The sequence below is a fragment of the Paraburkholderia sp. WC7.3g genome, from assembly GCF_050436345.1.
Lineage (GTDB): Bacteria > Pseudomonadota > Gammaproteobacteria > Burkholderiales > Burkholderiaceae > Paraburkholderia > Paraburkholderia podalyriae.
In genome coordinates, this window is sequence record NZ_JBNDMA010000001.1 from 2152180 (window position 1) to 2177504 (window position 25325).

Annotated in this window: 20 protein-coding genes; 14 read left to right on the top strand and 6 right to left on the bottom strand. The window is 65.6% G+C overall.

Features of this window, described 5'->3' with window-relative positions:
* The first annotated feature begins 42 nt into the window (after nt 1-42).
* Together OKW43_RS09955 and OKW43_RS09960 are read left to right on the top strand one after the other, a co-directional pair.
* Nucleotides 43-1095, top strand: coding sequence for a rod shape-determining protein (locus OKW43_RS09955; RefSeq protein ID WP_187634111.1), 1053 nt, complete (start codon nt 43-45; stop codon nt 1093-1095).
* A 77-nt stretch (nt 1096-1172) separates the two neighbouring features.
* Nucleotides 1173-2033, top strand: coding sequence for an alpha/beta fold hydrolase (locus OKW43_RS09960; protein ID WP_429446914.1), 861 nt, complete (start codon nt 1173-1175; stop codon nt 2031-2033).
* Nucleotides 2034-2063: 30 nt separating this feature from the next.
* Here OKW43_RS09960 and OKW43_RS09965 read toward each other — a convergent pair whose 3' ends face one another.
* Nucleotides 2064-2465 (bottom strand): hypothetical protein, encoded by a 402-nt coding sequence (locus tag OKW43_RS09965; RefSeq protein WP_187634113.1) that lies wholly within the window; start codon nt 2463-2465, stop codon nt 2064-2066.
* Nucleotides 2466-2874: 409 nt separating this feature from the next.
* Between OKW43_RS09965 and gltA the strand changes: the two genes are divergently transcribed.
* The 6 genes from gltA to OKW43_RS09995 all read left to right on the top strand — a co-directional run bounded on the left by gltA (nt 2875) and on the right by OKW43_RS09995 (nt 10643).
* Nucleotides 2875-4173 carry a citrate synthase gene (gene gltA, locus OKW43_RS09970; RefSeq protein WP_429446916.1) on the top strand — a complete coding sequence of 433 codons (1299 nt, stop codon included), beginning with the start codon at nt 2875-2877 and terminating at the stop codon, nt 4171-4173.
* A gap of 299 nt (nt 4174-4472) precedes the next feature.
* Entirely contained in the window at nt 4473-6752 is a 2280-nt protein-coding gene (locus OKW43_RS09975) for an amylo-alpha-1,6-glucosidase (RefSeq protein WP_429447382.1), read from the top strand.
* 116 nt (nt 6753-6868) lie between these two features.
* Nucleotides 6869-7555: a hypothetical protein gene (locus tag OKW43_RS09980; RefSeq protein ID WP_429446918.1), complete on the top strand. Its 687-nt coding sequence runs from the start codon at nt 6869-6871 to the stop codon at nt 7553-7555.
* 109 nt (nt 7556-7664) lie between these two features.
* The gene (locus tag OKW43_RS09985) at nt 7665-8519 is read left to right on the top strand and encodes a MurR/RpiR family transcriptional regulator (protein ID WP_429447384.1); all 855 of its coding nucleotides are present in this window, start codon (nt 7665-7667) and stop codon (nt 8517-8519) included.
* A 208-nt stretch (nt 8520-8727) separates the two neighbouring features.
* A complete protein-coding gene (locus OKW43_RS09990; RefSeq protein ID WP_429446920.1) occupies nt 8728-10056 on the top strand; it encodes an aspartate aminotransferase family protein in 1329 nt (442 codons plus the stop codon).
* Between the two features lie 32 nt (nt 10057-10088).
* Nucleotides 10089-10643, top strand: a complete 555-nt coding sequence (locus OKW43_RS09995) for a carboxymuconolactone decarboxylase family protein (RefSeq protein WP_429446922.1) — start codon at nt 10089-10091, stop codon at nt 10641-10643.
* A gap of 126 nt (nt 10644-10769) precedes the next feature.
* Here OKW43_RS09995 and OKW43_RS10000 read toward each other — a convergent pair whose 3' ends face one another.
* Nucleotides 10770-11078 carry a DUF4148 domain-containing protein gene (locus tag OKW43_RS10000; RefSeq protein ID WP_429446924.1) on the bottom strand — a complete coding sequence of 103 codons (309 nt, stop codon included), beginning with the start codon at nt 11076-11078 and terminating at the stop codon, nt 10770-10772.
* A gap of 321 nt (nt 11079-11399) precedes the next feature.
* Here OKW43_RS10000 and OKW43_RS10005 point away from each other — a divergent pair, with 321 nt between their 5' ends.
* The 4 genes from OKW43_RS10005 to OKW43_RS10020 all read left to right on the top strand — a co-directional run bounded on the left by OKW43_RS10005 (nt 11400) and on the right by OKW43_RS10020 (nt 14966).
* A complete protein-coding gene (locus tag OKW43_RS10005; RefSeq protein WP_429446926.1) occupies nt 11400-11825 on the top strand; it encodes an OsmC family protein in 426 nt (141 codons plus the stop codon).
* A gap of 194 nt (nt 11826-12019) precedes the next feature.
* Nucleotides 12020-12649: a TetR/AcrR family transcriptional regulator gene (locus OKW43_RS10010; protein ID WP_429446928.1), complete on the top strand. Its 630-nt coding sequence runs from the start codon at nt 12020-12022 to the stop codon at nt 12647-12649.
* A 45-nt stretch (nt 12650-12694) separates the two neighbouring features.
* Entirely contained in the window at nt 12695-14239 is a 1545-nt protein-coding gene (locus OKW43_RS10015; protein WP_429446930.1) for an MFS transporter, read from the top strand.
* Between the two features lie 457 nt (nt 14240-14696).
* Nucleotides 14697-14966 carry a YodC family protein gene (locus OKW43_RS10020; protein WP_187634270.1) on the top strand — a complete coding sequence of 90 codons (270 nt, stop codon included), beginning with the start codon at nt 14697-14699 and terminating at the stop codon, nt 14964-14966.
* A gap of 78 nt (nt 14967-15044) precedes the next feature.
* On the opposite strand, the gene OKW43_RS10025 is transcribed toward OKW43_RS10020, so the two are convergent.
* A complete protein-coding gene (locus OKW43_RS10025) occupies nt 15045-15356 on the bottom strand; it encodes a superinfection immunity protein (RefSeq protein ID WP_187634122.1) in 312 nt (103 codons plus the stop codon).
* A gap of 168 nt (nt 15357-15524) precedes the next feature.
* Between OKW43_RS10025 and OKW43_RS10030 the strand changes: the two genes are divergently transcribed.
* Together OKW43_RS10030 and OKW43_RS10035 are read left to right on the top strand one after the other, a co-directional pair.
* Nucleotides 15525-16985, top strand: coding sequence for a M20 family metallopeptidase (locus OKW43_RS10030; RefSeq protein WP_429446932.1), 1461 nt, complete (start codon nt 15525-15527; stop codon nt 16983-16985).
* Nucleotides 16986-17036: 51 nt separating this feature from the next.
* Entirely contained in the window at nt 17037-18140 is a 1104-nt protein-coding gene (locus tag OKW43_RS10035) for a malate/lactate/ureidoglycolate dehydrogenase (protein WP_187634124.1), read from the top strand.
* A gap of 19 nt (nt 18141-18159) precedes the next feature.
* Here OKW43_RS10035 and pdeR read toward each other — a convergent pair whose 3' ends face one another.
* The 3 genes from pdeR to OKW43_RS10050 form a co-directional block, all read right to left on the bottom strand.
* Nucleotides 18160-20163 (bottom strand): cyclic di-GMP phosphodiesterase, encoded by a 2004-nt coding sequence (gene pdeR / locus OKW43_RS10040; RefSeq protein ID WP_429446934.1) that lies wholly within the window; start codon nt 20161-20163, stop codon nt 18160-18162.
* 182 nt (nt 20164-20345) lie between these two features.
* Nucleotides 20346-24905, bottom strand: coding sequence for a DEAD/DEAH box helicase (locus OKW43_RS10045; protein WP_429447386.1), 4560 nt, complete (start codon nt 24903-24905; stop codon nt 20346-20348).
* Nucleotides 24906-25111: 206 nt separating this feature from the next.
* On the bottom strand, nt 25112-25297 hold the full coding sequence (locus OKW43_RS10050) for a hypothetical protein (RefSeq protein ID WP_187634127.1): 186 nt from the start codon (nt 25295-25297) through the stop codon (nt 25112-25114).
* Between the last annotated feature and the right edge of the window lie 28 nt (nt 25298-25325).

Genomic DNA, 25325 nt, shown 5'->3' on the forward strand with positions numbered 1-25325 from the left:
TTCCAGACCGCCCAGACGGCGGATAACGACACATCAGAGCCTATGGCCAGACCGACGCCGCATTACCCGCTCTTCGAGCGACTGTTCCGCCATTCCGTGGCGGTGGATCTCGGCACGGCCAACACGCTTATCTATACCGACGACGGCGGCATCGTGCTGAACCAGCCATCCGTCGTGTGCTTCGAGAAGCAGCCCGCGAGCGGCGCGAAACGCATCGCCGCGATCGGCGCCGAGGCGCGCCAGCTGCTCGGCCGCGTGCCGCTCAATCTCGAAGCGGTGCGGCCGATGCGCCACGGCGTCATCGCCAATTTCTCCGCCGCCGAACACATGATCAAGCAATTCGTCGACATGGCGCGGCCGCGCTCGCTGTTCAGCCGGCGCGCGGCATTCACGCTGTGCGTGCCGGGCTCGGCGACCCATGTCGAGCGCCGCGCGATCCGCGAAGCGGCCGAGGCGGCCGGCGCGTGGAAGGTCAGCCTGATCGGCGAATCGCTCGCATCCGCGCTCGGCGCGGGCCTGCCGGTGCGCGACGCGACCGGCTCGATGGTGGTGGACATCGGCGGCGGCACCACCGAGGTCGGCGTGCTCGCGCTGGGCGGCACCGTGTATAGCGGCTCGGTGCGCGTCGGCGGCGACAATTTCGACGCGGCGATCGTCAGCTACGTGCGCAATCTGTACGGCGTGCTGCTCGGTGAGCAGACCGCCGAGCACGTGAAGAGAAACATCGGCTCGGCCGTGCACGACGTGCCGCTCGAGCAGATGAACGCGACCGGCCGCAGCGTCGACGACGGCCTGCCGCGCACGGTGCAACTGAGCAATCGCGATATCGCCGAGGCGATCGAAGGGCCGCTGCGTCAGGTGATCGGCGCGGTCAAGCGCGGGCTCGAAATGGCGCCCGCCGAACTCGTGACGGACATCGCGCACAACGGCATCGTGCTGACCGGTGGCGGTGCGCTGCTCAGCAATCTTGGGCGGCGTTTGAGCGAGGAAATCGGCCTCGACGTGTACGTCGCCGACGAACCGCTGACCTGCGCGGTGCGAGGCGCGGGCGCGGCGGCCGCTGCGGGCTGGGTGGACGAGGTTGGGGGCGCGTGAGCGGTGCGCGTGCCAGCGCTGATCCAGCACGCACCTGAGCATTCGCGCGCCGATGCCGCGCTGTCCGTCTATCACCCGTGAATCAATCCGTTCCCGCTTCGTCGCTGTCGTCATCGCCATCCTTCATCGATCTACGCAGCGGCTTGCGCATGCCTTACGTCGAAGCCGGCGAAGGTGAGTTGCTGCTGTTCGTGCACGGCTCGCTGTGCGACTACCGCTACTGGCAGCCGCAACTGGCTGGTCTATCCAAGCGCTATCGCTGCGTCGCGGTCAGTCTCACGCATTACTGGCCAGTGACCGATAGCGCGACGAACCTGCCGTTCAGCTGGAGCGACCACGCGGACGAGGTGGCCGAGTTCATCGCTCGTTTCGGCGCCGGGCCCGCGCATGTGGTCGGGCATTCGCGTGGCGGCTGCGTCGCCTATCATTTCGCGCGACGCCGTCCCGAACACGTGCGTACGCTGACGCTCGCCGATCCCGGCGGCCCGCTGCGGATCGCCGGACGTCCACCCGCGAGCCTGCCCGAGACGGTCAACGCATTACGCGCGAAAGCGGCGCAGCTGATCGAAAGCGGTGAGGTCGAAGCGGGCTTGCAACTGTTCGTCGATTCGGTGAGCCGCCCCGGCTTCTGGGCGATGAGCACGCCGGGTTTTCGCCGCATGGCGACCGACAACGCGCACACGCTCGCGCGGCAATTCCACGATCCGCTGCCCGCGTACGTGCCGGAGGACGCGGCCGACCTGCGCTGCCCGGTGCTGCTGATCGACGGCGAGAAGAGTCCCGACATGTTCCACCGCACGGTGACGGCGCTGCAGGGATGGTTGCCGGATGCGCGTCGCGAAACGGTACGCGGTGCGTCGCACGGCATGAATCTCGCGCATCCGTCCGCGTTCAATCGTTACGTCGATGAATTCATTCAGGCGATCAGCGCGCGCTAAAGCAGTGAAGCGGATCGCCCGTTGACCGCGTCAGGCCTTGCGATGAGCGTCCTTGTCGAGCGCGAGTTCGGCCGCCTCGCCGACGAGCCCGTGATAGTACAGATGCACGCCGATCGCGAGCGAGTCGTTGCGAATTTCGTGGAACGCCTTCCACGCCCTCACCGGTTCCTTGAACAGCAGATAGTGAGCTTCCTGCGCGATCAGATCCGCGACCTCATGCAGGCCGTGTCCATGCAGCACGTCGACCAGCGTGTCGAGGCTGCGATGCGTGCGCGCGTCGGTGCGCGGATACAGCATGTGCAGCACCGCGACGTCCTGCGCCTTCAGCGCCGCCGACAACGCGACGACGATATCCTGATGATTGAGCGCGGTGACGGAATGGTCTTCGGTATGGACGTGATCCGGAAACAGCGTTTCGAGAGAGGCATTCATTTGTGTCGTTCCTGCTTTTCTGTGTGATCAAAAAAGCCCGCTTCGAATCGCGGGCCGCAAGCATCAATGCACGGACTCAGTATCGCAGATGGATCCAATCGGGCGCAGTGTGCCGGCAGCAAAACATTGTTGCAGCTGATGTTCCGACTTTCATGCATCTTTCATCGGGTTCGATGCACGCATGCGTAACGCTGAAGGGGTGCAAGCGCCGCGAGCCGACAACGAATGTTGCGCACACCGACATGGATTGTTGCCATCAATCGACGCAATCAACGACACGTCGCCCCGTAGAATGCGCAGCGGAGCCTGAGCATGCCCGTACTTCTTCGAGAGCGCCGTTGTCGCGCCTCGCGGTACGGCCGCGAGGCATGCCGGCAAGTGTGCGGTATCAAGCAAAAGGAAGACGTAGATGAATTCGAAGTCACACGCAACGCTGAGCTTCTCAGACAGCGACCAGACCATCGATCTGCCGATCTATCAGGGCTCGCTGGGCCCCGACGTCATCGACATCCGCAAGCTGTACGGCCAGACCGGCAAATTCACGTACGACCCGGGCTTCATGTCGACGGCGGCGTGCAACTCCGAAATCACGTATATCGACGGCGACAAGGGCGAGCTGCTATACCGCGGCTATCCAATCGACAACCTCGCGCAGAACGCCGACTTCCTCGAAACCTGCTATCTGTTGCTGAAGGGCGAACTGCCGAACGCGCAGCAGAAAGCCGAGTTCGTGAACACCGTCACGCAGCACACGATGGTGCACGAGCAGATGCATTTCTTCTTCCGCGGCTTCCGTCGCGACGCGCACCCGATGGCGATTCTGGTTGCCGCGGTCGGCGCGCTGTCGGCCTTCTACCACGACTCGCTCGACATCACGAACCAGCAGCATCGCGACGTATCGGCGATCCGCATGATCGCGAAGCTGCCCACGCTGGTCGCGATGGCCTACAAGTACAGCGTCGGCCAGCCGTTCGTGTATCCGAAGAACGATCTGTCGTACAGCGCGAACTTCATGCGCATGATGTTCTCGAACCCGTGCGAAGAGTACGTGGTCAACGACGTGCTGGTGCGCGCGCTCGACCGCATCCTGATCCTGCACGCGGATCACGAGCAGAACGCGTCGACGTCGACCGTGCGTCTCGCCGGCTCGTCGGGGGCGAATCCGTTCGCGTGTATCGCAGCGGGTATCGCGTGTCTGTGGGGCCCCGCGCACGGCGGTGCGAACGAAGCCGCGCTGAACATGCTGGAAGAAATCGGCTCCGTCGACAACATTCCTGAGTTCATCAAGCAGGTGAAGGACAAGAACTCGGGCGTGAAGCTGATGGGCTTCGGCCACCGCGTGTACAAGAACTACGACCCGCGCGCGAAGCTGATGCGCGAAACCTGCTACGAAGTGCTCGAGGAGCTGGGTCTGCACGACGACCCGGTGTTCAAGCTGGCAATGGAACTCGAAAAGATCGCGCTCGAAGACGAATACTTCGTGTCGCGCAAGCTGTACCCGAACGTCGACTTCTACTCGGGTATCGTGCAGCGCGCGCTGGGCATCCCGACGTCGATGTTCACGTGTATCTTCGCGATGGCACGTACGGTCGGCTGGATTGCGCAGTGGAACGAAATGATCGCCGATCCCGAACAGAAGATTGGTCGTCCGCGTCAGCTGTTCATCGGCGATACGCTGCGTGAAGCGAAGCCGATCGCGAAGCGGTAACAGGCCGGATAGACGCCCGATAACGCATTGATTCGAGCGCCCCGACCCACGGCTCACGAGGCCGTGGGTTTTTTTGCGCCCCGCGCCATGCTGCCTGCATGTCCCGTGCCACCGAAAACGCCGTAAAAAACGGCGGAAAAAGTCGAAACTCCGACGCGATAAGTTCGTCTCACGCGCACAGAGCCTCTACAATCGGATGCGCCGGGCTACCGGGTGCCGCGCCACCCGGCGGCAAATCCCAGGCGAGACCCGAAGTGCAACTGAACGCAGCAGCGAATCCATAGGAGCGAGCGACCTTGATACAGCAGCCAGAAGCCCTCGGCGGGCTGACCCACTCGGGCGGTGTCGATCATCGCGACGCCGAGCAGGACGGCGTCTTCATCCCGACGGAAAACCTCAACGTCGCGAGCGCCACGCAGCACGTGCTCAAGTCGGGCGACACCTTCATCGTCAACGATCCGCTCGGCGACATCACCGGCCACGACGATGGCCTGTTCGTCAACGACACCCGCGTGATGTCGCAACTGCGCCTGACCTTCGGCGGCCGCGCGCCGTCGCTGCTGTCGGGCAGCGTCAGCAGCGACAACACCACTTTCACCGCGCACCTGACCAACCGCCCGCTGCCGCCGCTCGGCGGCAGCAGCACGCCCGAAGGCGTGATCCACGTCGAACGCGTGCGCGTGCTGTCGGGTACCGTGCTCAACGAGGCGATCGAACTCACGAACTACGGCACCAGCGATGCGACCGTGCCGCTATCCATTTCGTTTTCCAGCGATTTCCGCGACATGTTCGAAGTGCGCGGCCTGAAGCGCGACAAACAGGGGCGCATCCAGCCCGCGCGGATCGAGAACCAGGAGGTGCTGCTCGGCTATGTCGGTCTCGACGACGTGGCGCGCAACGTGCAGATCGCGTTCTCGCCGCAGCCGGACAAGCTGTTCGCCGACCGCGCCGACTATACCGTCACGCTGCCCGCGCAGGCCTGCGTGTCGATCTATCTGTCGGTGGCGGTGCATGTCGTGCCGATGACCGGCAAGCCCGGCGCCGGCGTGTCGCAGCCGGTGCATGCGCTGAGCGAAGCGCACATGTCGCAGATCGACGCCGAGCGGCCGCGTGTCGGCCGCGCGGCGGTACGCGCAGCATTGGTCGACGCGCACCTGGTGATGCGCGAGCGACGCAACGCGAGCGCGCGCGTGCGTTCCAGCAATCCGCTGTTCAACGCGTGGATCGACCGCTCGTTCGCCGACCTCGGCCTGCTGACGACGGATCTCGCCACCGGCCCGTACCCGTATGCGGGCATTCCGTGGTTTTCGACCCCGTTCGGCCGCGACGCGGTGATCACGTCGCTGCAGACGCTGTGGGTGCAGCCGCATCTCGCGGCCGGTGTGCTGCGCTTTCTCGCTGAGCACCAGGCGCGCGAGAATTCGCCGTTTCGCGACGCCGCGCCGGGCAAGATCATGCACGAGATGCGCAAGGGCGAAATGGCCGCGGCCGGCGAAGTGCCGTTCGCGCTGTACTACGGCGGCGTCGACACCACGCCGCTTTTCATCGTGCTGGCTGGCGCCTACGCGGCGCGCACCGGCGACCTCACGATGATCGACGAATTGTGGCCGGCGCTCGAACGCGCTGCGCAATGGGTCGCGGGCGTATGCGACAAGAACCGTCACGGGCTGCTCGACTATCAGCGCGAATCCGATGGCGGCCTGGCGAATCAGGGCTGGAAGGACAGTCACGATTCGGTGTTCCATGCGGACGGGCGCTTCCCCGACGGGCCGATCGCGCTCGTCGAAGTGCAGGCCTATGCGAGCGCCGCCTTCGACACGATGGCTCACTACGCGAAGCTGCGCGGCCTGCGCGACGAGGCCGCGCAATACGCGGAGCGGGCGAAGAAGATCCGCCGCTGCGTCGAGGACAAGTACTGGATGGACGAGGTCGGCTTTTACGGCATCGCGCTCGACGGTCATGGTGAGCTGTGCCGCGTGATGGCATCGAATGCGGGGCATCTGCTGGCGTTCGGTCTACCCACGCGCGAGCGCGGCGAAGCGGTGGTGCGGGCGCTCGACTCGACGCTGTTTCATACCGGCTGGGGCGTGCGCACGCTGGCCGCGAGCCAGGCGCGCTTCAATCCGATGGCGTATCACAACGGCTCGGTCTGGCCGCACGACAACGCGCTATGCGCGCGCGGGCTGTCTCGCTACGGCGGCAAGCCGTCGGCCGTGAAGCTGCTGCAGGCGCTGTTTCAGGCCGCGGTCAATTTCGACATGCGTTTGCCCGAACTGTTCTGCGGCTTCCCGAGACGCCGCGGCGAGCCGCCCACCGCCTATCCGGTCGCGTGCTTGCCGCAGGCATGGGCGGCGGGCTCGCCGTTCATGATGCTCGAGGCATGTCTAGGCATCACGATCGATGCCGAGCGCCGCGAGGTGCTGATCGAACAGCCGATGCTGCCCGAAGGTATCGACTGGCTGGAGGTTAGCGATCTGCGGGTCGGGGATGCGTCGGTGTCGATTACGTTCCGCCGGATTGGCGACAAGGTGGTGGCGTCGGCGGAGCAGGGCGATGTGAGGGTGGTGGCGTTGCTTTGACGCTGCGCGCGTTGGCGGCACGTTATCTGCTAGCCGGCACAGTCGATACATACGGTGACGAGTCAGGCGGCTTGATGGCGGTGCCGGGACTTTTACCCTCACATCAGGGAGGACGGGTGCATTCAGCACGACGACTTGGGGTATGGCTGCTATCCACGGCGGCGTTGGGTTCAACCGCGGTATGGGCGAACGACATTCAGTGTGCAAGCACGCAGCAACCCGCTGAGCGCGTCATTTGCGATCACGCGATCCTGAACAACGAGTATGACGATATCTTCGCGCAGCAACAGGCTCTGCTGCGCAGCGGCAAACTTTCGGCTGCACAGCTAGTCCAGTGGCGGCAAGCGCGAAACGCCTGTGTCGACGTGCACTGCGTGGATGGCGTGTTTGCGCAGTGGAAGACGATGGCCCGGTCTGTCGACACGGTTCCTCAGGCGGCCGCGCCTGTCTTCCCGGCTTCGGAAACGGCGATGGCGCCGGTCGGTCCCCATCCGGACGCGCCTCCTGTTGCATCCGCACCTGAAGCGTCGCAGGCCTTTCAGGCCTCGCCGACATCGGAGGCTTCTCTGGTACGCCAAGGCAGCGCCGCAGGCGTGGCGCTTCCGCAGCCGGTTGCGCCGGAGGCGTCCGCGCCCGTGGCTGCGTCGGCGACTCCGGGCGAGCGCGAATCCCGTGGCATGGCGGGCACGAGTGGCGGCCTGATCGTAGGCCTGCTCGTCGCGATCGGAGCCGGTGCGTTCTTCGCGCTTCGCAACCGCGGCAGAGCGACCGCAAAGAAGATGCAAGGCAAGGACGTGCGATAAACAGCGTGTTCGAAAACTGAGCCGTCGCGCACATTCGCTGCGTTGCAGCGCGCCCAGCCGGTGGTAACATTTGTTGTCATTTCCCACCCCGGCGCCGCCCGACCTCAACATGCCAGACAGCTTCGACCAGCTCGTCGCCCTGATCCGGGCGCGCTTTCCCGAACTGAGCCCGCAGTTCCAGATGGGAGCGGGCTTCCTGCTCGATCACCCAGACGAGGTCGCGGTGTCGTCGATGCGCAAAGTGGCCGAGCGCGCGCAGGTGCAGCCCGCGTCGCTGGTGCGGCTGTCGCAGCAATTGGGTTTTCCCGGCTGGAACGAATTGCGCGATCTGTTCGTCGCGCGGGTGCGCACGCGGCCCGAGCCGTTGACGAGCCGGGCGCGCTCGATGGTCAAATCGAAAGATGCGCTCGCCAACGATCTGCTCGTCGCGCAGCAGCACAATCTAGAAACGACCGCCGCGCATAACGGCCGTGTGATCGTCGAGGCGGCGCGGGTGTTGCGGCGCGCGCCGCACGTGCACGTGGCGGGCTTCCGATCGTGCTTCCCGGTGGCGTTCGGCCTCGTCTATGGCTACCGGCTGTTTCGTTCTTCGGTGTCGCTGCTCAACGGCGAGGCCGGCACGCTCGAAATGCAGCTGCGCACGATCGAGCGCGACAGCGCGACCGTCGTCATCAGCTTTGCGCCGTATTCGATCGAAGCCGCGCGCGTCGCCGAGGCCGCGCTCGAAAAAGGCAGCAAGCTGATCGCAATCACCGACAGCGCGGTGTCGCCGATCGCGCTGAACGCCGACAAGGTGCTGATCTTCTCGCACGAAAGCCCATCGTTCTTTCCGTCGCTGGTGGCCGCCACCGCGATCGCCGAGGCACTGGTCGCGCATCTGCTCGCGCTCGAAGGCGCGGACGCGCTCGAGCGACTCGCGCTCGCCGAGCAATCGCTGCATGCGAAGGGCGCGTACGTGCCTTGAGCGTTGGCGCAAGCGCGCCGCGCTCGATCCAGTGCGGTTCGACATCATTTGACAACAAATGTTGTATTGACGTATAAACACGTACCGATTGTTGAATACGGGTGCGAGCCGTGGCGTCGTTGCAGACGTTCGACACATTCATCCCGTGTGCGCCGCCCGATCCGGTCCGCGCTTCGGAGCGTGCCGCCATCACCAGGAACTGAACACCATGTCCACCGTTTTCCATCGTTCTCCGAAGCACTCGTTGCCGGTGGCCGTCGCAGGCGACGGCATCGAAATCATCGACTCCATGGGCAAGCGCTATATCGACGCGTCGGGCGGCGCCGCCGTGTCGTGCCTCGGCCACAGCAACCAGCGCGTGATCGACGCGATCAAGCGGCAAGCCCAACAACTGCCGTACGCGCACACGTCGTTCTTCACGACGGAGCCGGCCGAGCAACTGGCCGACCGGCTCGTCGCGAGCGCGCCGGCCGGACTCGAACACGTGTACTTCGTGTCGGGTGGCTCGGAGGCGATCGAGGCGGCACTGAAGCTCGCGCGCCAGTACTTCGTCGAGCAGGGCGAGACGCAGCGGCGTCATTTCATCGCGCGTCGGCAGAGCTATCACGGCAACACGCTCGGCGCACTGGCGATCGGCGGCAATGCATGGCGCCGCGAACCGTTTCTGCCGGTCCTGATCGAAGCGCATCACGTGAGCCCGTGCTACGCGTATCGCGAGCAGCGCGCCGACGAAACCGAAGAAGCATTCGCGCAGCGTCTCGCCGATGAACTCGAACAGAAGATTCTCGAACTCGGTGCGGATACGGTCGCGGCGTTCGTTGCGGAAACGGTGGTCGGCGCTACGGCGGGCGCTGTGCCGCCGGTGCGCGAATACTTTCGCAAGATACGCGCGGTTTGCGATCGCTACGGGGTCCTGCTGATTCTCGATGAGATCATGTCGGGCATGGGCCGGACCGGCTATCTGTTCGCGTGTGAAGAGGACGGCGTGGCACCCGATATGCTGACCATCGCCAAAGGCCTTGGCGCGGGTTATCAGCCGATTGGCGCGACGCTGGTCAGCGAGCGCATCTATCAGACGATCGTCGGCGGCTCGGGCTTCTTCCAGCATGGCCATACCTACATCGGCCATGCGACCGCGTGCGCGGCGGCGCTCGAGGTGCAGCGCGTGATCGCGGAAGACGGGCTGCTGGCGAATGTGCAGGCGCGCGGCGAGCAGTTGCGCGGCCGGTTGCGCGAGCACTATGCGCAGCATCCGCATATCGGCGACGTGCGCGGGCGAGGGCTGTTCGTCGGTGTCGAACTGGTGAAGGATCGCGCTAGCAAAGAGCCGTTCGACGCCCAACTGAAACTGCACGCAGCGATCAAACGCGAAGCGTTCGCGCGCGGCCTGATGGTGTATCCGATGGGCGGCACCGTCGACGGCAAGCGCGGCGACCATGTGCTGCTCGCGCCGCCGTTCATCTGCACGGCGCGCGACATCGACGAGGTTGTCAGCCGCCTGAGCGATGCGATCGGCGCATCGCTCGCCGCCCTGTGACATTCGACCGACCGCCCTTTACGAGAACGATGATGACCGAGCGCTTGCCTCACTTCGACATGTCCGCCGCCACGCCCGAACAGAAGGCAGTGCTCGACGAAATCCTGTCTGGCCCGCGTGGCAACCTGAACGGGCCGTTCCTTGGCTGGATTCACAGCCCGGAACTCGCGCAGCACGCGCAGCGCCTCGGCGCGTTTTGCCGCTACCAGACCGGCCTGCCGCTGCGGCTGTCGGAACTCGCGATTCTGGTGACCGCTTCGCGCTGGCAGGCGCAGGCGGAGTGGCACATCCACTATCCGATCGCGCTGCAGGCGGGCATCGGCGAAGCGGATGCCGAGACGATCCGCCAGGGGCGCCGGCCTGATTTCGCCGAGGCCGACGACGCGTTGATCTACGACTTCACGAGCGAGCTATACGAGACGAAGCGGGTGTCGGACGCGACGTACGCGCAGGCGGTCGAGCGTTTCGGCCATCAGGTTGTGATCAACCTGGTCGGCCTGCTCGGCTACTACGCGCTGGTCGCGATGACGCTGAACGTGTTCGACATGCGTGCATTGGAACAGCAAAGTTTGCCGTTTCCCGAATAGCATGCTGACAAACGCGCGGCTGCGCAGCCGCGCTACGCGCTAATGAAAAGCCCCGGTTGCCGAACTTCGCAACCGGGGCTTTTTACTGCGTACTGCATTAACTGCTAGCGCGCTCAGTTACCACGCTCAGTTACCGCGATACGTCGAGAACAGGCGTTGCTGCACCGTCGCGGGTGCGCCCGCGTCCGACGAACTGGCCTTCGCGCCGCCGAGATCCTGCGAACCTTGCGCCGATGCGGTGACGATCGTCGAGTCCTGGGGCACGGCCTTCGGATACGTGGTGTCGTTCTGGTTCAGGAGGCCTGCTTTTTGCGCGGCGACCAGTTCGGCGCGCACCTGAGCGCGCGTAACCGGCCCGTTTGCCTGCTGGGCGAACGACACTGCCGGAACGATAAGAGCGGATGCGACGACGACTGCGGAAAGAAGCGATTTCATGATGACCTCCGGTTTGTTTAGTGACTGGATCGGTGTAAACCCGTTTCCCGATTGGTTGAACGCAGTCTATTTCTTACGAGGCTCGCAAAAAAGCGGCATTCCGGAGAAATATTATTGCCAATTTTGAGATAACGAGGAAGGGCGCTTTTTCGCGCCGGCACCCGGAAGCGCCTATGATGAAATCCGGTCCCCGCCCGCGCCTGAACGCCGCGCGACACCAGCGACCGATGCCCGCGCGCGGACACATCCGGGCGGACCGCCGCGGCGGGCATCATGTTCGGTCGAGCAGAGTGCGCGGCCAGGCACAAACAGGAGAGCGCAATGAAGCGCAAGGCATCGGCAGTCTGGCAAGGCGGCCTGCAGAACGGCAAGGGCTCGATTTCCACCGACAGCGGCGTCCTGAAGGACACCCAATACTCGTTCTCGACGCGCTTCGCGGACGGCGTCGGCACGAATCCGGAAGAGCTGATCGCGGCTGCGCATGCGGGGTGTTTCTCAATGGCGTTGTCGGCGGAACTGGGCAAGGCCAACATCACGCCGGAGCGGATCGGCACCACGGCCACCGTCACGCTCGACAAGGAAGGCGGGGGCTTCGCGATCACCGCGGTGCATCTCGACGTGACCGTGAAAATTCCGGGCGGTGACAAGGCCGCGTTCGACAAGGCTACCGCGGACGCGAAGGCGGGTTGCCCGGTGTCGAAGGTGCTGAATGCGACGATTACGATGGATGCGAAGCTCGAAACCTGAACCTCCGCAGTCACGGTCATCGCGCAACCAGGCCGGCGCAGGGCTCCGCCCACCGCCGGCTTTTTTCATGACGGTTGTCGAATGCACGTATGACCCTAACGCACATAGGGCTACGGGGAGCCATCCTTGTTTTATTGAATGACCAGTCATAATATGGACGAACTGACACCAACGAAGTAATCAGGTCATCGCAAGTGAGTCATTCAAAGCAAGCCGCGAAAAAACCCGGCGAAACATGTCAACGCGGCCGTCCGCGCGAGTTCGACACGGACGCCGTGCTGGCGAGCGCGAGCCAAGTATTCTGGGACCACGGCTATCACGCGACGTCGATCGACGACCTATGCAAGGCCACCGGTCTGCTGCGCGGCAGCCTGTACGGTGTATTCGGCGACAAGCACGGCATCATGCTTGCCGCACTGGATCACTACTCGGAAGGCGCGGTCGCGCGGCTTGCGCAGCGATTGAGCGCGTCCGCCGACCCCGAGCAGGCGCTGCGTGACGCGCTACTGCATTACGCACGAGTCGCCTGCGCGCTGAGCGGCCAGCGCAGCTGCTTCATCACCAATACGACGCTGGAAATGCAGCACGATGACGAAGTGCTGCGCGCGCGCGTCGCCGCGATTCAGCGTCGCATGGCGACGCTGCTCGCGGCGGCGGTGATTCGCGGTCAGGCGAGCGGCGCATTCGATTCGACGCTCAACGAAAAAGCCGTCGGCGATTTCCTGCTGTGCGTGATGCAGGGCTTGCGGGTCCTGGGGCGGGTCGCGCATCAGGAGGATGCGCTGACCGGTATCGTCGATGTCGCGATGCGCGCGCTGGTGTAGCGCCTGACGGCGCATTTTTTTTAGTTAATTTTTGAACGATCGGTCATGAAAACGCAAGCGATCAAGTCCGCTCAGGCGGCATTCGGTGGATCCGCCAGCCGCGCGGCGAGCGCAGCCGGGGTCGTGCCCGGTCCCGGCCCGGCGATGGCAGGCATGGCTGTCGCCGCCCAGGCGGCGTCGCCGCGCCAGGCGCTCGCGCTCGCCGTGCTATTCGTTGGCGCCTTTCTCGCGCCGCTCGATTACTTCATCGTCAATCTCGCGTTGCCGTCGATTCGCACCGGCCTCAACGCGAGCGACGCGCAACTGCAGCTCGTCGTGTCGGCTTATGCGTCCGCCTACGCGGTGCTGCTGATCACGGGCGGCCGGCTCGGCGATCTGTTCGGCCGCCGTCGCATGTTCATGACGGGCATGGCGGCTTTCGTGATCGCGTCGGCGCTGTGCGGCTTCGCGACGAGCGGCCACGTGCTCGTGATCTCGCGCATCATGCAAGGCATCGCGGCCGCGGTGATGGCGCCGCAGGTGCTCGCGACGATTCGCGCGGTCGTGCCGTTGCATCAGCAGACGCGCGTGATGAGCCTGTATGGCTTCGTGTTCGGGCTGTCGTCGATCGTCGGGCAACTCGGCGGCGGCGCGCTGATCACGTATCGCCCGTTCGGGCTCGACTGGCGCGTGATCTTCCTGATCAACATCCCGATCGGCATCGCGGCGTTCATCGGCACATGGAAGTTCGTGCCGGAGAACCAGCCGGCCACGCATACGGGCGTCGATCTGAAGGGCGTCGCGTTATTGTCCGCGCTGCTGTTGCTCGTCATCTATCCGATGACGCACGGCCGCGAAGCCGGTTGGCCGGCGTGGACGTTCGCGATGTTCGCGCTCGCGGTGCCGGTGTCCGCGCTGTTCGTCGCGACCGAGCGGCGCGTCGAGCGCGGCGGCGGCCATCCTCTCGTCGATCTGCAACTGTTTCGCAATCGCGCGTTCGCGCTCGGTCTCGTGCTTGCGTTCCTGTTCTACTGCAATAGCGCATTCTTCCTGACCTACGGCATCTTCCTGCAAACCGGCCTGCACTGGACGCCGCTCGCGTCGGGCATCGCGATCATGCCGTTCGCACTCGGCTTCGTGATCGGGCCGCTGAGCTCACCGGCCGTGATCAAGCGCATCGGCGCCCACGTGCTGACGCTCGGCTTCTCGATGATGACGCTAGGCTTCGCCGTGACCGGCTGGTCGGCGACCCGATCCGCAACGCCAGATTTGCTGTTCTACGGCGGGCTGGTTTGCGCGGGTGTCGGACATGGGCTGCTGTTGCCATCGATCATGCGCATCGTGCTGCAGGAGGCGGTGCCCGAGAAGGCCGGGCTTGCATCGGGTGTGGTGTCCTCGACGTTGCAGATCGGCTCCGCGTTCGGCACCGCGGCGATCAGCGGCGCATTCTTCGGAGCGCTCGACGGTAGCGCGGCACCTGCGTCTTATGCGCACGCGTTCCAGCTGAGCCTCGCGATCAATGCCGTGCTGATGTTCGTGTGTATCGGCCTGAGCGTGCTGCTGGTGCGTCATCAACGACGCGCGCGGCACTCAGTCGCGCTCGCAGTTTGAAATTAATTCGTTGGTAATCGTTTTCATTTGTTGGTTCACTGAAAAAATCGTTCGATTTGAACGGAGCGGTATAACGAACTATCCGGCATTTACCGGCGATCTACTCGTTCACAGGTAATTCTGATTTAGGATAAACCGGCTCCTTCGGAATAACCCTTGTGCTTCGTTGCGTCACGTTTTCTAATCAGACGAAACCCCAGCGCATTTCCTACCGGCCTGCAAACGGCCAGCAGTAAGTGTTGCGTATGTGCGGTAGCGCACATAGGTGGAAAGGTCGGGAACTTTAGCCATCAGGCATGGAGGCACGTCCGACTGAAAACGGTATCAATAAAAAGCACTTGCGGCGCTTAAATTCGATTGTTAATCTGTCTTAACTTTTAGAGTGCTGATTCAACAGGGCGAAGTCGATAAACCCAGGCTCAATGACTTAATAACGCTCAAGATAGGGGGACTGAATATGCTGACCGCTACCATTGACGCATTCCAGAGCACATCCGCCGCCTTCAACGCGGGCGACGTCGTCAAACTAAAGGAAGGGGGCCCGCGCATGACCGTCACGTACGCTGGTCCGGTAGCGCTGGACCCCGGCGACTGGCTGATTTGCGAGTGGTTCGACGAACACGGCGAACTGCGCCAGGAAATGTTTGCACCGCAAGCCGTGCGTGCGGAACCGCGCTCCATTCCGGCGGGCTCGGTACAGTGGAGTCGCATCGGGCGCGCTGCCTGAGTGACAGACCTTCACGTCAATCATCCCGTTTATTGTTGTCGGCTTATCGCTCGTATCGATCGAGTCGCCCGAATCGTTTCAGCGCTTGGGTCGGTTGCGGTCGGCCTCGCGTCGCCGCACGCGCAGCATCAGCGCCGATGAAAACGCGCGCATGCTCGACAGCTTGCGTGTCGCCATCACGTCGCTCGCGAGGCTGTCAGCCGGATTGGGCTGCAGCGCCCAATACAGCGCGAGCACCCAGCCGAGCACGGTCCAGCCAAGGCAGGCGTTGAACAGCGCGAGCGTCAGCACGTCGCGACGCTTGCGTCGGTCCGCGATGATCGCCGGCAGAAAATACAGCGCCAGCGCGAACGCCGCGGCGATGGCCTGAACGGCCACGTTGCCACCCATAAAAACTCCTGATGCGTGATGCATGTGGGAATTGTCGCGCGAATGGCCGCTTTGCGCCGCCTCCTTGTGCATTCCCGCTGCGCATCCCATCGCCGCAAGGGGTTCAGCGCTGCACGCATCGGGACTATGATGATCGTTTCGACCGAACAGCACCTCACGGACCCGATCATGATCACAGACGATACGACCCGCCAGGCTCAACTCAACCCTGAGACGCTACGAGAATTCGTCGAGCGCAAGTGGGACGACGAGATCGTGCCCGCGCTGACGGACTACATCGCGGTGCCGGCCAAGAGTCCGGCGTTCGATCCGGACTGGGCAAAGCACGGTTATCTGGAGCGCGTGATCACCGACGCCGCGCACTGGGCCGAGCAGCAACCGGTGCGCGGCCTGAAGCTCGAGGTGGTCCGCCTGCCGGGCCGCACGCCGGTGATCTTCTTCGAGACGGCCGCGACGCGCTCGGGCAGCGACGAAACCATCGTGCTGTACGGCCATCTCGACAAGCAGCCCGAGTTCGACGGCTGGCGCCACGACCTCGGTCCGTGGACGCCGAAGTTCGAAGACGGCAAGCTCTACGGGCGCGGCGGCGCGGACGACGGCTACGCGATCTACGCGAGCCTGACGGCGCTTGCCGCGCTCGATGCGCAGGGGGTCGAGCGTCCGCGCTGCGTCGGGCTGATCGAAACCTGCGAGGAGTCGGGCAGCTACGATCTATTGCCCTACGTCGACGCGCTGCGCGAGCGGCTCGGTAACGTCGGGCTCGTCGTGTGTCTGGACTCGGGCGCGGGCAATTACGATCAGCTGTGGCTGACCACGTCGCTGCGCGGGCTCGTCGGCGGCGATCTCGAAGTGCAGGTGCTCGACGAAGGGATTCACTCGGGCGTCTACGGCGGCATCGTACCGTCGAGCTTCCGCATCATGCGGCAGCTGTTCGACCGTCTGGAAGACTCCGCGAACGGCTCGCTGCTGCCGAAGGGCTTCCACTGCCCGGTGCCGGCCGATCGTCTGCGCGAAGCGGAGGCCGCCGCAAAAATCCTCGGCGATGACGTCTGGAAGAAAATGCCGTGGGCGTGCGGCCAGGACGGCCGCCAGGTGTTGCCCACTACGACCGATCCGCGCGAGGGGCTGCTCAATTCGACGTGGCGTCCGTCGCTGTCGGTGACGGGCGCGGCTGGCTTGCCCGCGCTCGCCGACGCCGGCAATGTGCTGCGTCCGCGCACGGCGTTCAAGCTGTCGCTGCGTCTGCCGCCGACCATCGAAGCGGACAAGGCGGTCGCCGAACTGAAGGCGCTGCTCGAATTCGATCCGCCGTACAACGCGAAGGTCACGTTCAAGCCGGATGCGGGCGGGGCGAGCGGCTGGAGCGCGCCGGAGGTCGCGCCTTGGCTGGCCACCGCGCTCAACGACGCATCGCGTCGGCACTTCGGCGCCGACGCCGCCTACATGGGGCTTGGCGGCACGATCCCGTTGATGAACGTGCTCAAGGCGGGCTTCCCGAAGTCGCAGTTCATGGTGTGCGGCGTGCTCGGGCCGAAGTCGAACGCGCATGGGCCGAACGAGTTCCTGCACGTGCCGTACGGCAAGAAGCTGACGGCCGCGGTTGCCGAGGTGATCGCCGCGGCGCCTTGAGCTTCGTCCCGCCGGTTGATTTCCTCCGTTCGAACCACACCGACACGCTGAATGACCGACTCCCAGACTGCCCAAGCCACCACGTCCCGGATTCCGGCCGATCAACTGCATGCCTACGTCAGGGCGATCTGGGAGCGAGCGGGCAGTGCGCCGCGCGAAGCGGAACTGGTTGCCGATCACCTGGTGGCCGCGAATCTGACCGGACACGACTCGCACGGCGTCGGCATGATCCCGCGCTATGTCGAGTCGCTCGCCGACGAGCAATTGCAATTGAATCGGCACGCCGACGTCGTGAAAGACGCGGGCGCGGTCCTGACCGTCGAAGGCGGCAAGGGCTTCGGCCAGGTGATCGCGTTCGAGGCGATGGAGCGGGGCATCGAGCGCGCGCGGCGGCTCGGCATCTGCGCGGTGGGCTTGCGCGGCGCGCATCATATCGGCCGCATCGGGCATTGGGCCGAACAGTGCGCACACGCCGGGCTGGTGTCGTTCCACTTCGTCAACGTGGCGGGCGATCCGCTCGTCGCGCCGTTCGGCGGCGCGGACCGGCGCATCGGCACGAATCCGTTCTGCGCCGCTTATCCGCGGCCCGGCAAGCCGCCGCTCGTGCTCGACTTCGCGACCAGCACGATCGCATTCGGCAAGACGCGCGTCGCTTATAACCAGGGCAAGCACACACCACCCGGCGCACTGATCGATCACGAAGGCATGCCGACGCTCGAACCGAAAGTCATGCACGAAGCGCCGTTCGGCGCGCTGACGCCGTTCGGCGGATACAAGGGTTTCGGGCTCGCGGCGATGTGCGAGATTTTCGGCGGCGCGCTGTCGGGTGGCTTCACGACGCATGCGGACACGCTCGGCACCACGCACGCGATCATCAACGGCATGCTGTCGGTCATCATCGATCCGGCCGCATTCGACGCGCCCGACGCGCAAGCCGAAGCCGATGCGTTCGTCGCGTGGGTGAAGGCGTCGCCGCTCGCGGCGGGCACCGCGCGCATCTACGAACCCGGCGAACCCGAGCGCGTGACGCGCGCGCAACGCGAGGCCGCCGGCATTCCGATCGACGCGGCCACATGGAAGCAAATCCACGCTGCGGCGCGCGCCGTCGGCGTCAGCGAAAACGAACTAGCGGGATGGCCGGCGCGCCTGCGCTGACGCGCGCGTCGAAAAAGGCTCAGGCGATCAGCCTGAGCTTGCGCCTATCGAGCAGCCAGCGCTCGAACTCGATGGCGGGCATCGGCTTCGCATACAGGAAGCCCTGTACGTAATCGACGCCGAGCCCCTTCATGAAGGCTTCTTCCGCTTCGGTTTCGATCCCTTCGGCGACCACCTGGAAATCGAGCTCCTGCGCGACCGCGACCATCGAGCGCACCAGCGCCTGGGCCTTCAGGTCCGCGTGGATCGAGCGCACGAAGCTGCGGTCGAGCTTGATCACGTCGAGCGGAATGCGGCCGAGCTGCGACAGCGACGAATAGCCGGTGCCGAAGTCGTCCAGATGCACCTGCGCGCCGAGCTGGCGGAACTGCTTGATCAGCTCGATCGCGGCCGCTTCGTTTTCGATCAGGCAGCTTTCGGTCAGCTCGAGGTCGATCAGGCACGGATCGAGGCTCGCGTGCTGCAAGGCCTCGGTGAAATGACGGACCACGGCTGTATCGGTCAGCTGTCGCGCCGACACGTTGATCGCGACGCGCAGGTCGTAGCCGGCCGCCTTCCAGCGGGCCGCCTGTTTGGCGGCGGTTTCCATCACCCAGCGGCCGAGCACGCCGATCAGTCCGGATTCCTCGGCATAGCGGATGAATTCCACCGGCATGATCTGCCCGCGCTCCGGCGAGTTCCAGCGCACCAGCGCTTCCGCGCCTTGCACGGCGCCCGTGGCGAGGTTCAGCTTCGGCTGATAGTGCAGTGCGAGCTGGCCCTCGTCGAGACCGCGGCGCAGATTCGTATCGAGCCACATGAACTCGGCGACGCGGCGGTTCATGTCCGGCGAGAACACGCGATGGGTGCGCTTGCCTTCGTCCTTCGCGACGTACATCGCGGTGTCGGCCGAGCGGATCAGTGATTCGAGGCTGTCGCCATGCTCCGGCGAACGCGCAATGCCGATCGAGCAGCCGGTATAGACCTCGACGAGCCCGACCGCGAACGGCATGCGCATCCGGTCGAGAATGCGCTGCGCGGTGTTTTCGAGCTGATGCGCAAAGCCCTTCGCCGCGAGCACGATGAATTCGTCGCCGCCGAGCCGCGCGAGCGAGTCGCCCGGATTCAGGCAGTTGCGGATCGCGTCCGACACGTCGCAAATCAGCCGGTCGCCGAACACGTGGCCGTAGTGATCGTTGACCTTCTTGAAGTTGTCGAGATCGAGAAACAGCACGCCGACGGTTTCGCCGGGCGCGGCCTGTTCGATCGCGATCTGGATGCGCTGCTGGATCGCGTTGCGATTGGCGAGGCCGGTGAGCGGGTCGGTCGTGGCCTGCTCGATCAGGCGGTCCTGCGCGAGCCGTTGTTCGGTGATGTCGGTGCCCGAGCAGATCAGGAACTGGTCTTCGATGCCGCTGCCGCTGCGCACGAACTTGTTGCGAAACAGGAACAGCCGCTCGCCATGCACCGTGTTGATGCGCCGTTCGATCTCGTACGGTTCGCCGCGATTGAAGAAGTTCGCGCTGACCTCGTTCGAGACCCCGCCGTTGTCGGACGACATGAACAGCGTCCAGACGCTGCGGCCGATGATGTCTTCTTCCCTGAGCCCGGTCAGCTCTTCGGCCAGGTGGTTGAAGCGCTGTATCCGGCCGTGCCGGTCGACGATCACGACGACCGAGTTCACTTCGGAGACCACCTGTTCGGCAAACGACAGACCGTGCAGCAACGCGCGCGCGACGGATTCAGTGTCGGCATCGGCCGAGGCGGTGCCGCCCCAGCGATGACAATCGAGTTTCCTGCCGATCAGATGCAGGCGCAGCGGCGCGCCGTCCAGATGCACGTCGACGACCACGTGCGAGGTCACGCCGCTCAGAGCGCGGACCCGCGAGGCTTGAGAAGGCGTGAGGGGAATGGCGACGCCGCCAGCCGCGTGGCCGTGCGTCGGCGCGAGTTGCAGCGAATCGCTGGCGGCCGCCAGGCGCCAGCAAGGGCTGCGCGTGCCGAACCGCGCGTGAAGCACCTGGTCGTGTAACTCGTCGCTCATGAAATCCCCGGAGTATGGCGGCGGTCCCTATCAAGGCGGGCGGCGGCCGGCAGTCTTCCTCATACTAAATCGAAACTGTCTCATTGTATCTAAGCGTGACAATTCCAGCGAAGAATCATTAACGTTTTGCTAACAATGTGCGCGGGATCATTCCACAGTAAAACGACGCTACGGTGACGCCGCTAGAAGCGGCGCGCCAGCAACGCGCGGGCGCGTTCGCGCTCGGGCGGATCGGCGTCGAGCGCCGCGTCGAACCAGAACTTCCCGGCCACCAGCGTGGCCGCCACCACGCCGTCGCGGTAGAGCACGCGATTTCCGGCGACGGCCGGCACCTTGTCGCCGACCAGCAGCGTGCCGACGAGATTCAGCGGGTCCGTGCCCGCGACGCAAATAAGCGCACCGTCGTTCGGCTGCCGCCGCACTTCGCGCAGCAGTGGAATTGCCTCCGGAAGCGCGAACTGCTCGCCCGCGAGCCCGTTGACGAAGCGCCCGCCGCGGATCACACCGCGTGCTTCCAGCCGCTGCAGCACGCGCAGCAGATCGCGCCACGGCGGCAGCCACTCGGCCTCGCGTTCGAGCACGCGCCAGAACACGACGCCGTAGCGTCGCAGCAACGTCATCGCGACGTGTTCGAGCACCTCGGGCGGCAACTGGCGGCGCCGCTCGGGCGGATTTTCCGGCGTGGCGGCGGACGGGCGGCTCACGAGCGCCCACCGCCCCGCGTCGTCCATGCCGCCGATCAGCGCGCTCGCTCGCGCCCGCCGGCCGCCGGAAAACGCGTTGCGTTTGGCGACCGGCTTCAGCAACGCGCGCAAGCCCGCGAAGCTGTCGGAGTTCGCGAGGCCGGCCGCGACCAGCTCGCCGAGCGCGTTTTCCAGCTCGATGCGCAGCACACGCACATCGGCCAGCAGTTCATCGAAGAACATTGCGCCGTGTTGCGCGAGCGTGTCGTGCACGCTTTGCGCGAGCGCCGACAACTCGAGCTGGCGCGCCGGATCGAGCAGCGCGCGCCACGCGCGCAACTGGGCGCGCGGCAGCAGCACGATCGGCGTGCCGCGCACCGGACCGGCGGCGCCGCGCGCCCGCTCGGTCAGGCGGGTCCAGACGATCTTGCCGGCGCGGCATAGTTCATCGAGCGAACTGTTGGCGTAGGCGCGCACGCGCGCGGGCAGGATGTCTTCCTCCCACGCGCCCGCCGCGGCCTGGAAGCCTTCGAGCTGATCGAGCGCGGCGGCGAGCGCGTCGCGGCCTTCGGCGCGCGAAGTCGGCGTCAGATGCTGCCATTCGAACAGGAAGCGCATGAAGTCGTGCCGCTCGACCGGCTCGATCTCGCGCCGCAGCCGCTTCACCGTGTAGCGGTGGATACGTGCGAGCAGGTGCCGCTCGCACCATTCCTCGTCGCTCGTGTGCGGCGTGAAGCGGCCGCGCAGCAGATAGCCTTCGGTTTCCAGCCGGATCAGCGCCGGTTCGACCCGGTCGGCCGGCAAGCCTAGCGGGCGCGCGATCGCGTCGAGCGTCAGTGGACCGAAACCGGTCAGACGCGCGCGCAGCACGTCGACGAGCGCGTCGTCGGCGCTCCAGGTTTCGGTATAGCCCTTCGGCGCGTTTAACGGCGGAGCGTAGCGATCGCGCGGGATGCCGGGGTAGAGCGCTTCAAAGCAGGTGAGGCGTTCGACGGGCAGCCACAGTGCGCTGTCGTCGTGATGGCTGGCGGTGCCCGGGTTCGCTTTCGCGGCCAGCGGCAAGCGCGTCGCCCGGCCAGCTTTCGCCAACGCGTCGAGCAGCGCCGGCCAGGCCTCGTGCGCTAGCGCTTCGGCTGCGGTGATGCACGCTAGGCCCGTCAGCGCTTCGTGCATTTCGTCGGCGGTGCGTGCCTGGGGCCAGGCTTCGTCGCGCACGCTGTCGAGCGCGGCGGCGTCGAGCGCGCCGAGATCGTCGGCGCTTTCAGGGTCCGTCCAGCGACGGTTCAGCACCGCCTGGGTGCGGCGCTCCTCGATCGGCGCGTCGTCCAGATACGCGTAGGGCTTCGCGGTCAGAATTTCGGCGGCGAGCGGCGACGGCGCCGGCAGATCGCGCGCGACGAGCCGCAGTTCGCCGTGCTCGATGCGGCGTAGCAGCGCGAGCCAGCGTTCGCTGTCCATCGCGTCGTGCAGGCAGTCGTCGATGGTCTGGTCGACCAAAGGATGGCGCGGCACCTCGCGTTCGCCGACGACGTTCTCCAGACACGCGGCCTGCTCAGGAAACACGCTGGCGAGCAGATCCTCGCTGCGCATGCGCTGCAGTTGCGGCGCGGTTTTGCGGCCACCCGTGTAGCGCGGCAGGCCGAGCGCGGTCGTCGCGTTCCAGCGCCAGCGCACGCCGAATAACGGCGCATCGAGCAGCGCCTGGATCAGCAGATGCTCGGCGCTGTTCGAATGCAGATAGCGCCAGACCTCGTCGAGCACGAACGAGTGGCTGCCGGTCAGCGACAGCACGATCGCGTCTTCGGTGGCCGCGGCTTGCAGCTCGAAGTTGAAGCTGCGGCAGAAGCGCTTGCGCAGCGCGAGCCCCCACGCGCGATTCACGCGGCTACCGAACGGCGAGTGGATTACGAGCTGGGTGCCGCCCGATTCGTCGAAAAAGCGCTCCATCACGAGCGTGCTCTGCGTCGGCAGCACGCCGAGCGCCGCGCGGGCGCGCGCCAGGTACTCGACGATCTGGCGCGCGGCGGGTTCGTCGAGCGCGAGGTTGTCGATGAGCCATGCGATGGCGTGGTCGAGAGGCGCGGCGGTGGAGCTGGGCTCGTCTGCCAGTTCCGTCGCGGCGATTCGCGCCGAGGCGAGCGCGCGTGCCGCGGGCTCGCGCTCCGTGAGCAAGCCCTCGACCTGCTCGCGCAGTCGCGCGACCGCGAACGACAGCTCATCGCTGCGCCCCGGCGCCTCGCCGAGCCAGAACGGAATGTTCGGTGGTTGCCCTTGTGCGTCCTCGACGCGGACCCGGCCGCTCTCGATGCGCAGAATCCGGTACGACGCGTTGCCGAGCTGGAACACATCGCCGGCGAGGCTTTCGACTGCGAAGTCCTCGTTGACGGTGCCGATGTTGATCGCCTGCGGTTCGAGCACGACCGCGTAATCGGCGTTCTCGGGGATCGTCCCGCCCGACGTTACGGCGACCAGCTTGCCGCCGCGCCGGCCACGCAGCGTGCCGCTGACGGCGTCTCGATGCACATACGCGGCGCGCGGACCGTGGCGGCTCGTGTAGCCCTCGGCGAGCATGCGCAGCACCGCGTCGTATTGTTCGCGCGGCAGATCCGCGTACGGCGCGGCGCGCCGCAGCATGTCGAACAGCGCATCCTCGTTCCACTCGGCGCTCGACACTTCCGCGACGATCTGTTGCGCGAGCACGTCGAGCGGCGCACGGGGAATGCGCAGCGCGTCGAGCTCGCCACGCCGCACGCAATCGAGCAGCGCCGCGCATTCGAGCAGATCGTCGCGCGAGGCCGGAAACAGCCGCCCCTTCGGCATGCCGCCCACGTGGTGCCCCGAGCGGCCGACGCGTTGCAGGAACGGCGCGATCGCGCGCGGCGAACCCATCTGGCAGACCAGGTCGACGTCGCCGATATCGATGCCGAGTTCGAGCGACGCGGTCGCGATCAGCACGCGCAGCTCGCCGCGTTTCAAGCGCTGTTCGGCGTCGAACCGATGCTCCTTCGCGAGACTGCCGTGATGCGCGGCGACCGCGTCCTTGCCGAGCCGCTCGGTCAGATGGCGCGCGGCGCGCTCGGCCATGCGGCGCGTGTTGACGAAGATCAGCGTCGTGCGATGTTGCGCGACCAGCTCGGCCAGCCGGTCGTAGACGCGCTCCCACACCTCGTTGGGCAGCACCGCTTCGAGCGGCACCGGCGGGATCTCGAGCGCGAGGTCGCGTGCGCGGACGTGGCCGACGTCGATCACCGCGCACTCGGCCGGCGCGTCGCTGTCGAGGCTTGCGCCGCCGACCAGAAACCGCGCGACCGCGCTGACCGGCTTTTGCGTCGCCGACAGCCCGATGCGCGGCAGCCGTTGCCCGCACAGCGCGTCGAGCCGTTCGAGGCTCAGCGCGAGATGACTGCCGCGCTTGCTGCCCGCGAGCGCATGGATTTCATCGACGATCACGGTGCGCACCGTCGCCAGCATGCGGCGTCCCGAGTCCGAGCCGAGCAGCACGTACAGCGATTCGGGCGTCGTCACGAGAATGTGCGGCGCGCGTTTTTTCAGCGCGTTGCGCTCCTGCTGTGTGGTATCGCCGGTGCGCACCGCCGTGCGGATCTGGAGCGGCGGCTGGCCGAGCGCAGCCAGCTCGGCGGCAATGCCTTGCAGCGGCAACTGCAAATTGACGCGGATGTCGTTGGAAAGCGCCTTTAGCGGCGACACGTAGACGACCAGCGTTTCGTCGGGCAGCGTGCCGCCGTTCGCCAGGCCTCGCGACACCAGGTCGTTCAGCGCGGACAGGAACGCGGTCAGCGTTTTGCCGGAGCCGGTTGGCGCGGCGACCAGCGTCGAGCGGCCGCTACGGATTTGCGGCCATGCGGCGGTCTGCGCGTCGGTTGGGGCGGCGAACGTTTTCAGGAACCAGCCGGCGACGGCTGGGTGAAAACCGTCGAGTGCCTGCTGTACCGGCGGCAGGGCCGGCGCGGTGGGCCGCGCCGCGTTCGCGGTGGCGCGGGCCTTGCGGGAAGCGGGCGCCGTGTCGAGTGCGGCGGTTGATCTGCTGGCCGAAGTCATGCTCGTGTAGATGAGGGCGGCGGCGGGGTTATCCAAGAGTGGGTGGCAGCGGCGTTGCGGGCCAGTACGACCGGCACGGGCCGATGCGCATCACGCTCAGTCTCGCAGGTTTTTGCGGCTTGCGCGCGCTGGCAATTTTCTTCCGCGCGCGGTGTCTGGCGCCGCCAGGAAATGGATTGTGTCAGTGCGCCAATGCAGAAGAAATTCTATGTCTTATAGCGCAGCGGTTCGCCATTCGCGACGCTGCGCACGCAGCTCGGAGCCGGTCCGCTCGAATTGTTGAAGTTGCGCGGATTCCAGATGCCTGAGCGGATCTTTGTGGTGGGCAACGCGGGCGCCGCGCCGATGTTGCCGCCGTTGCCGCCAGATTTGCAGCCGTGAGGCCGTCTCACGCCTTTGCTACCAACCTCCACCAATTGC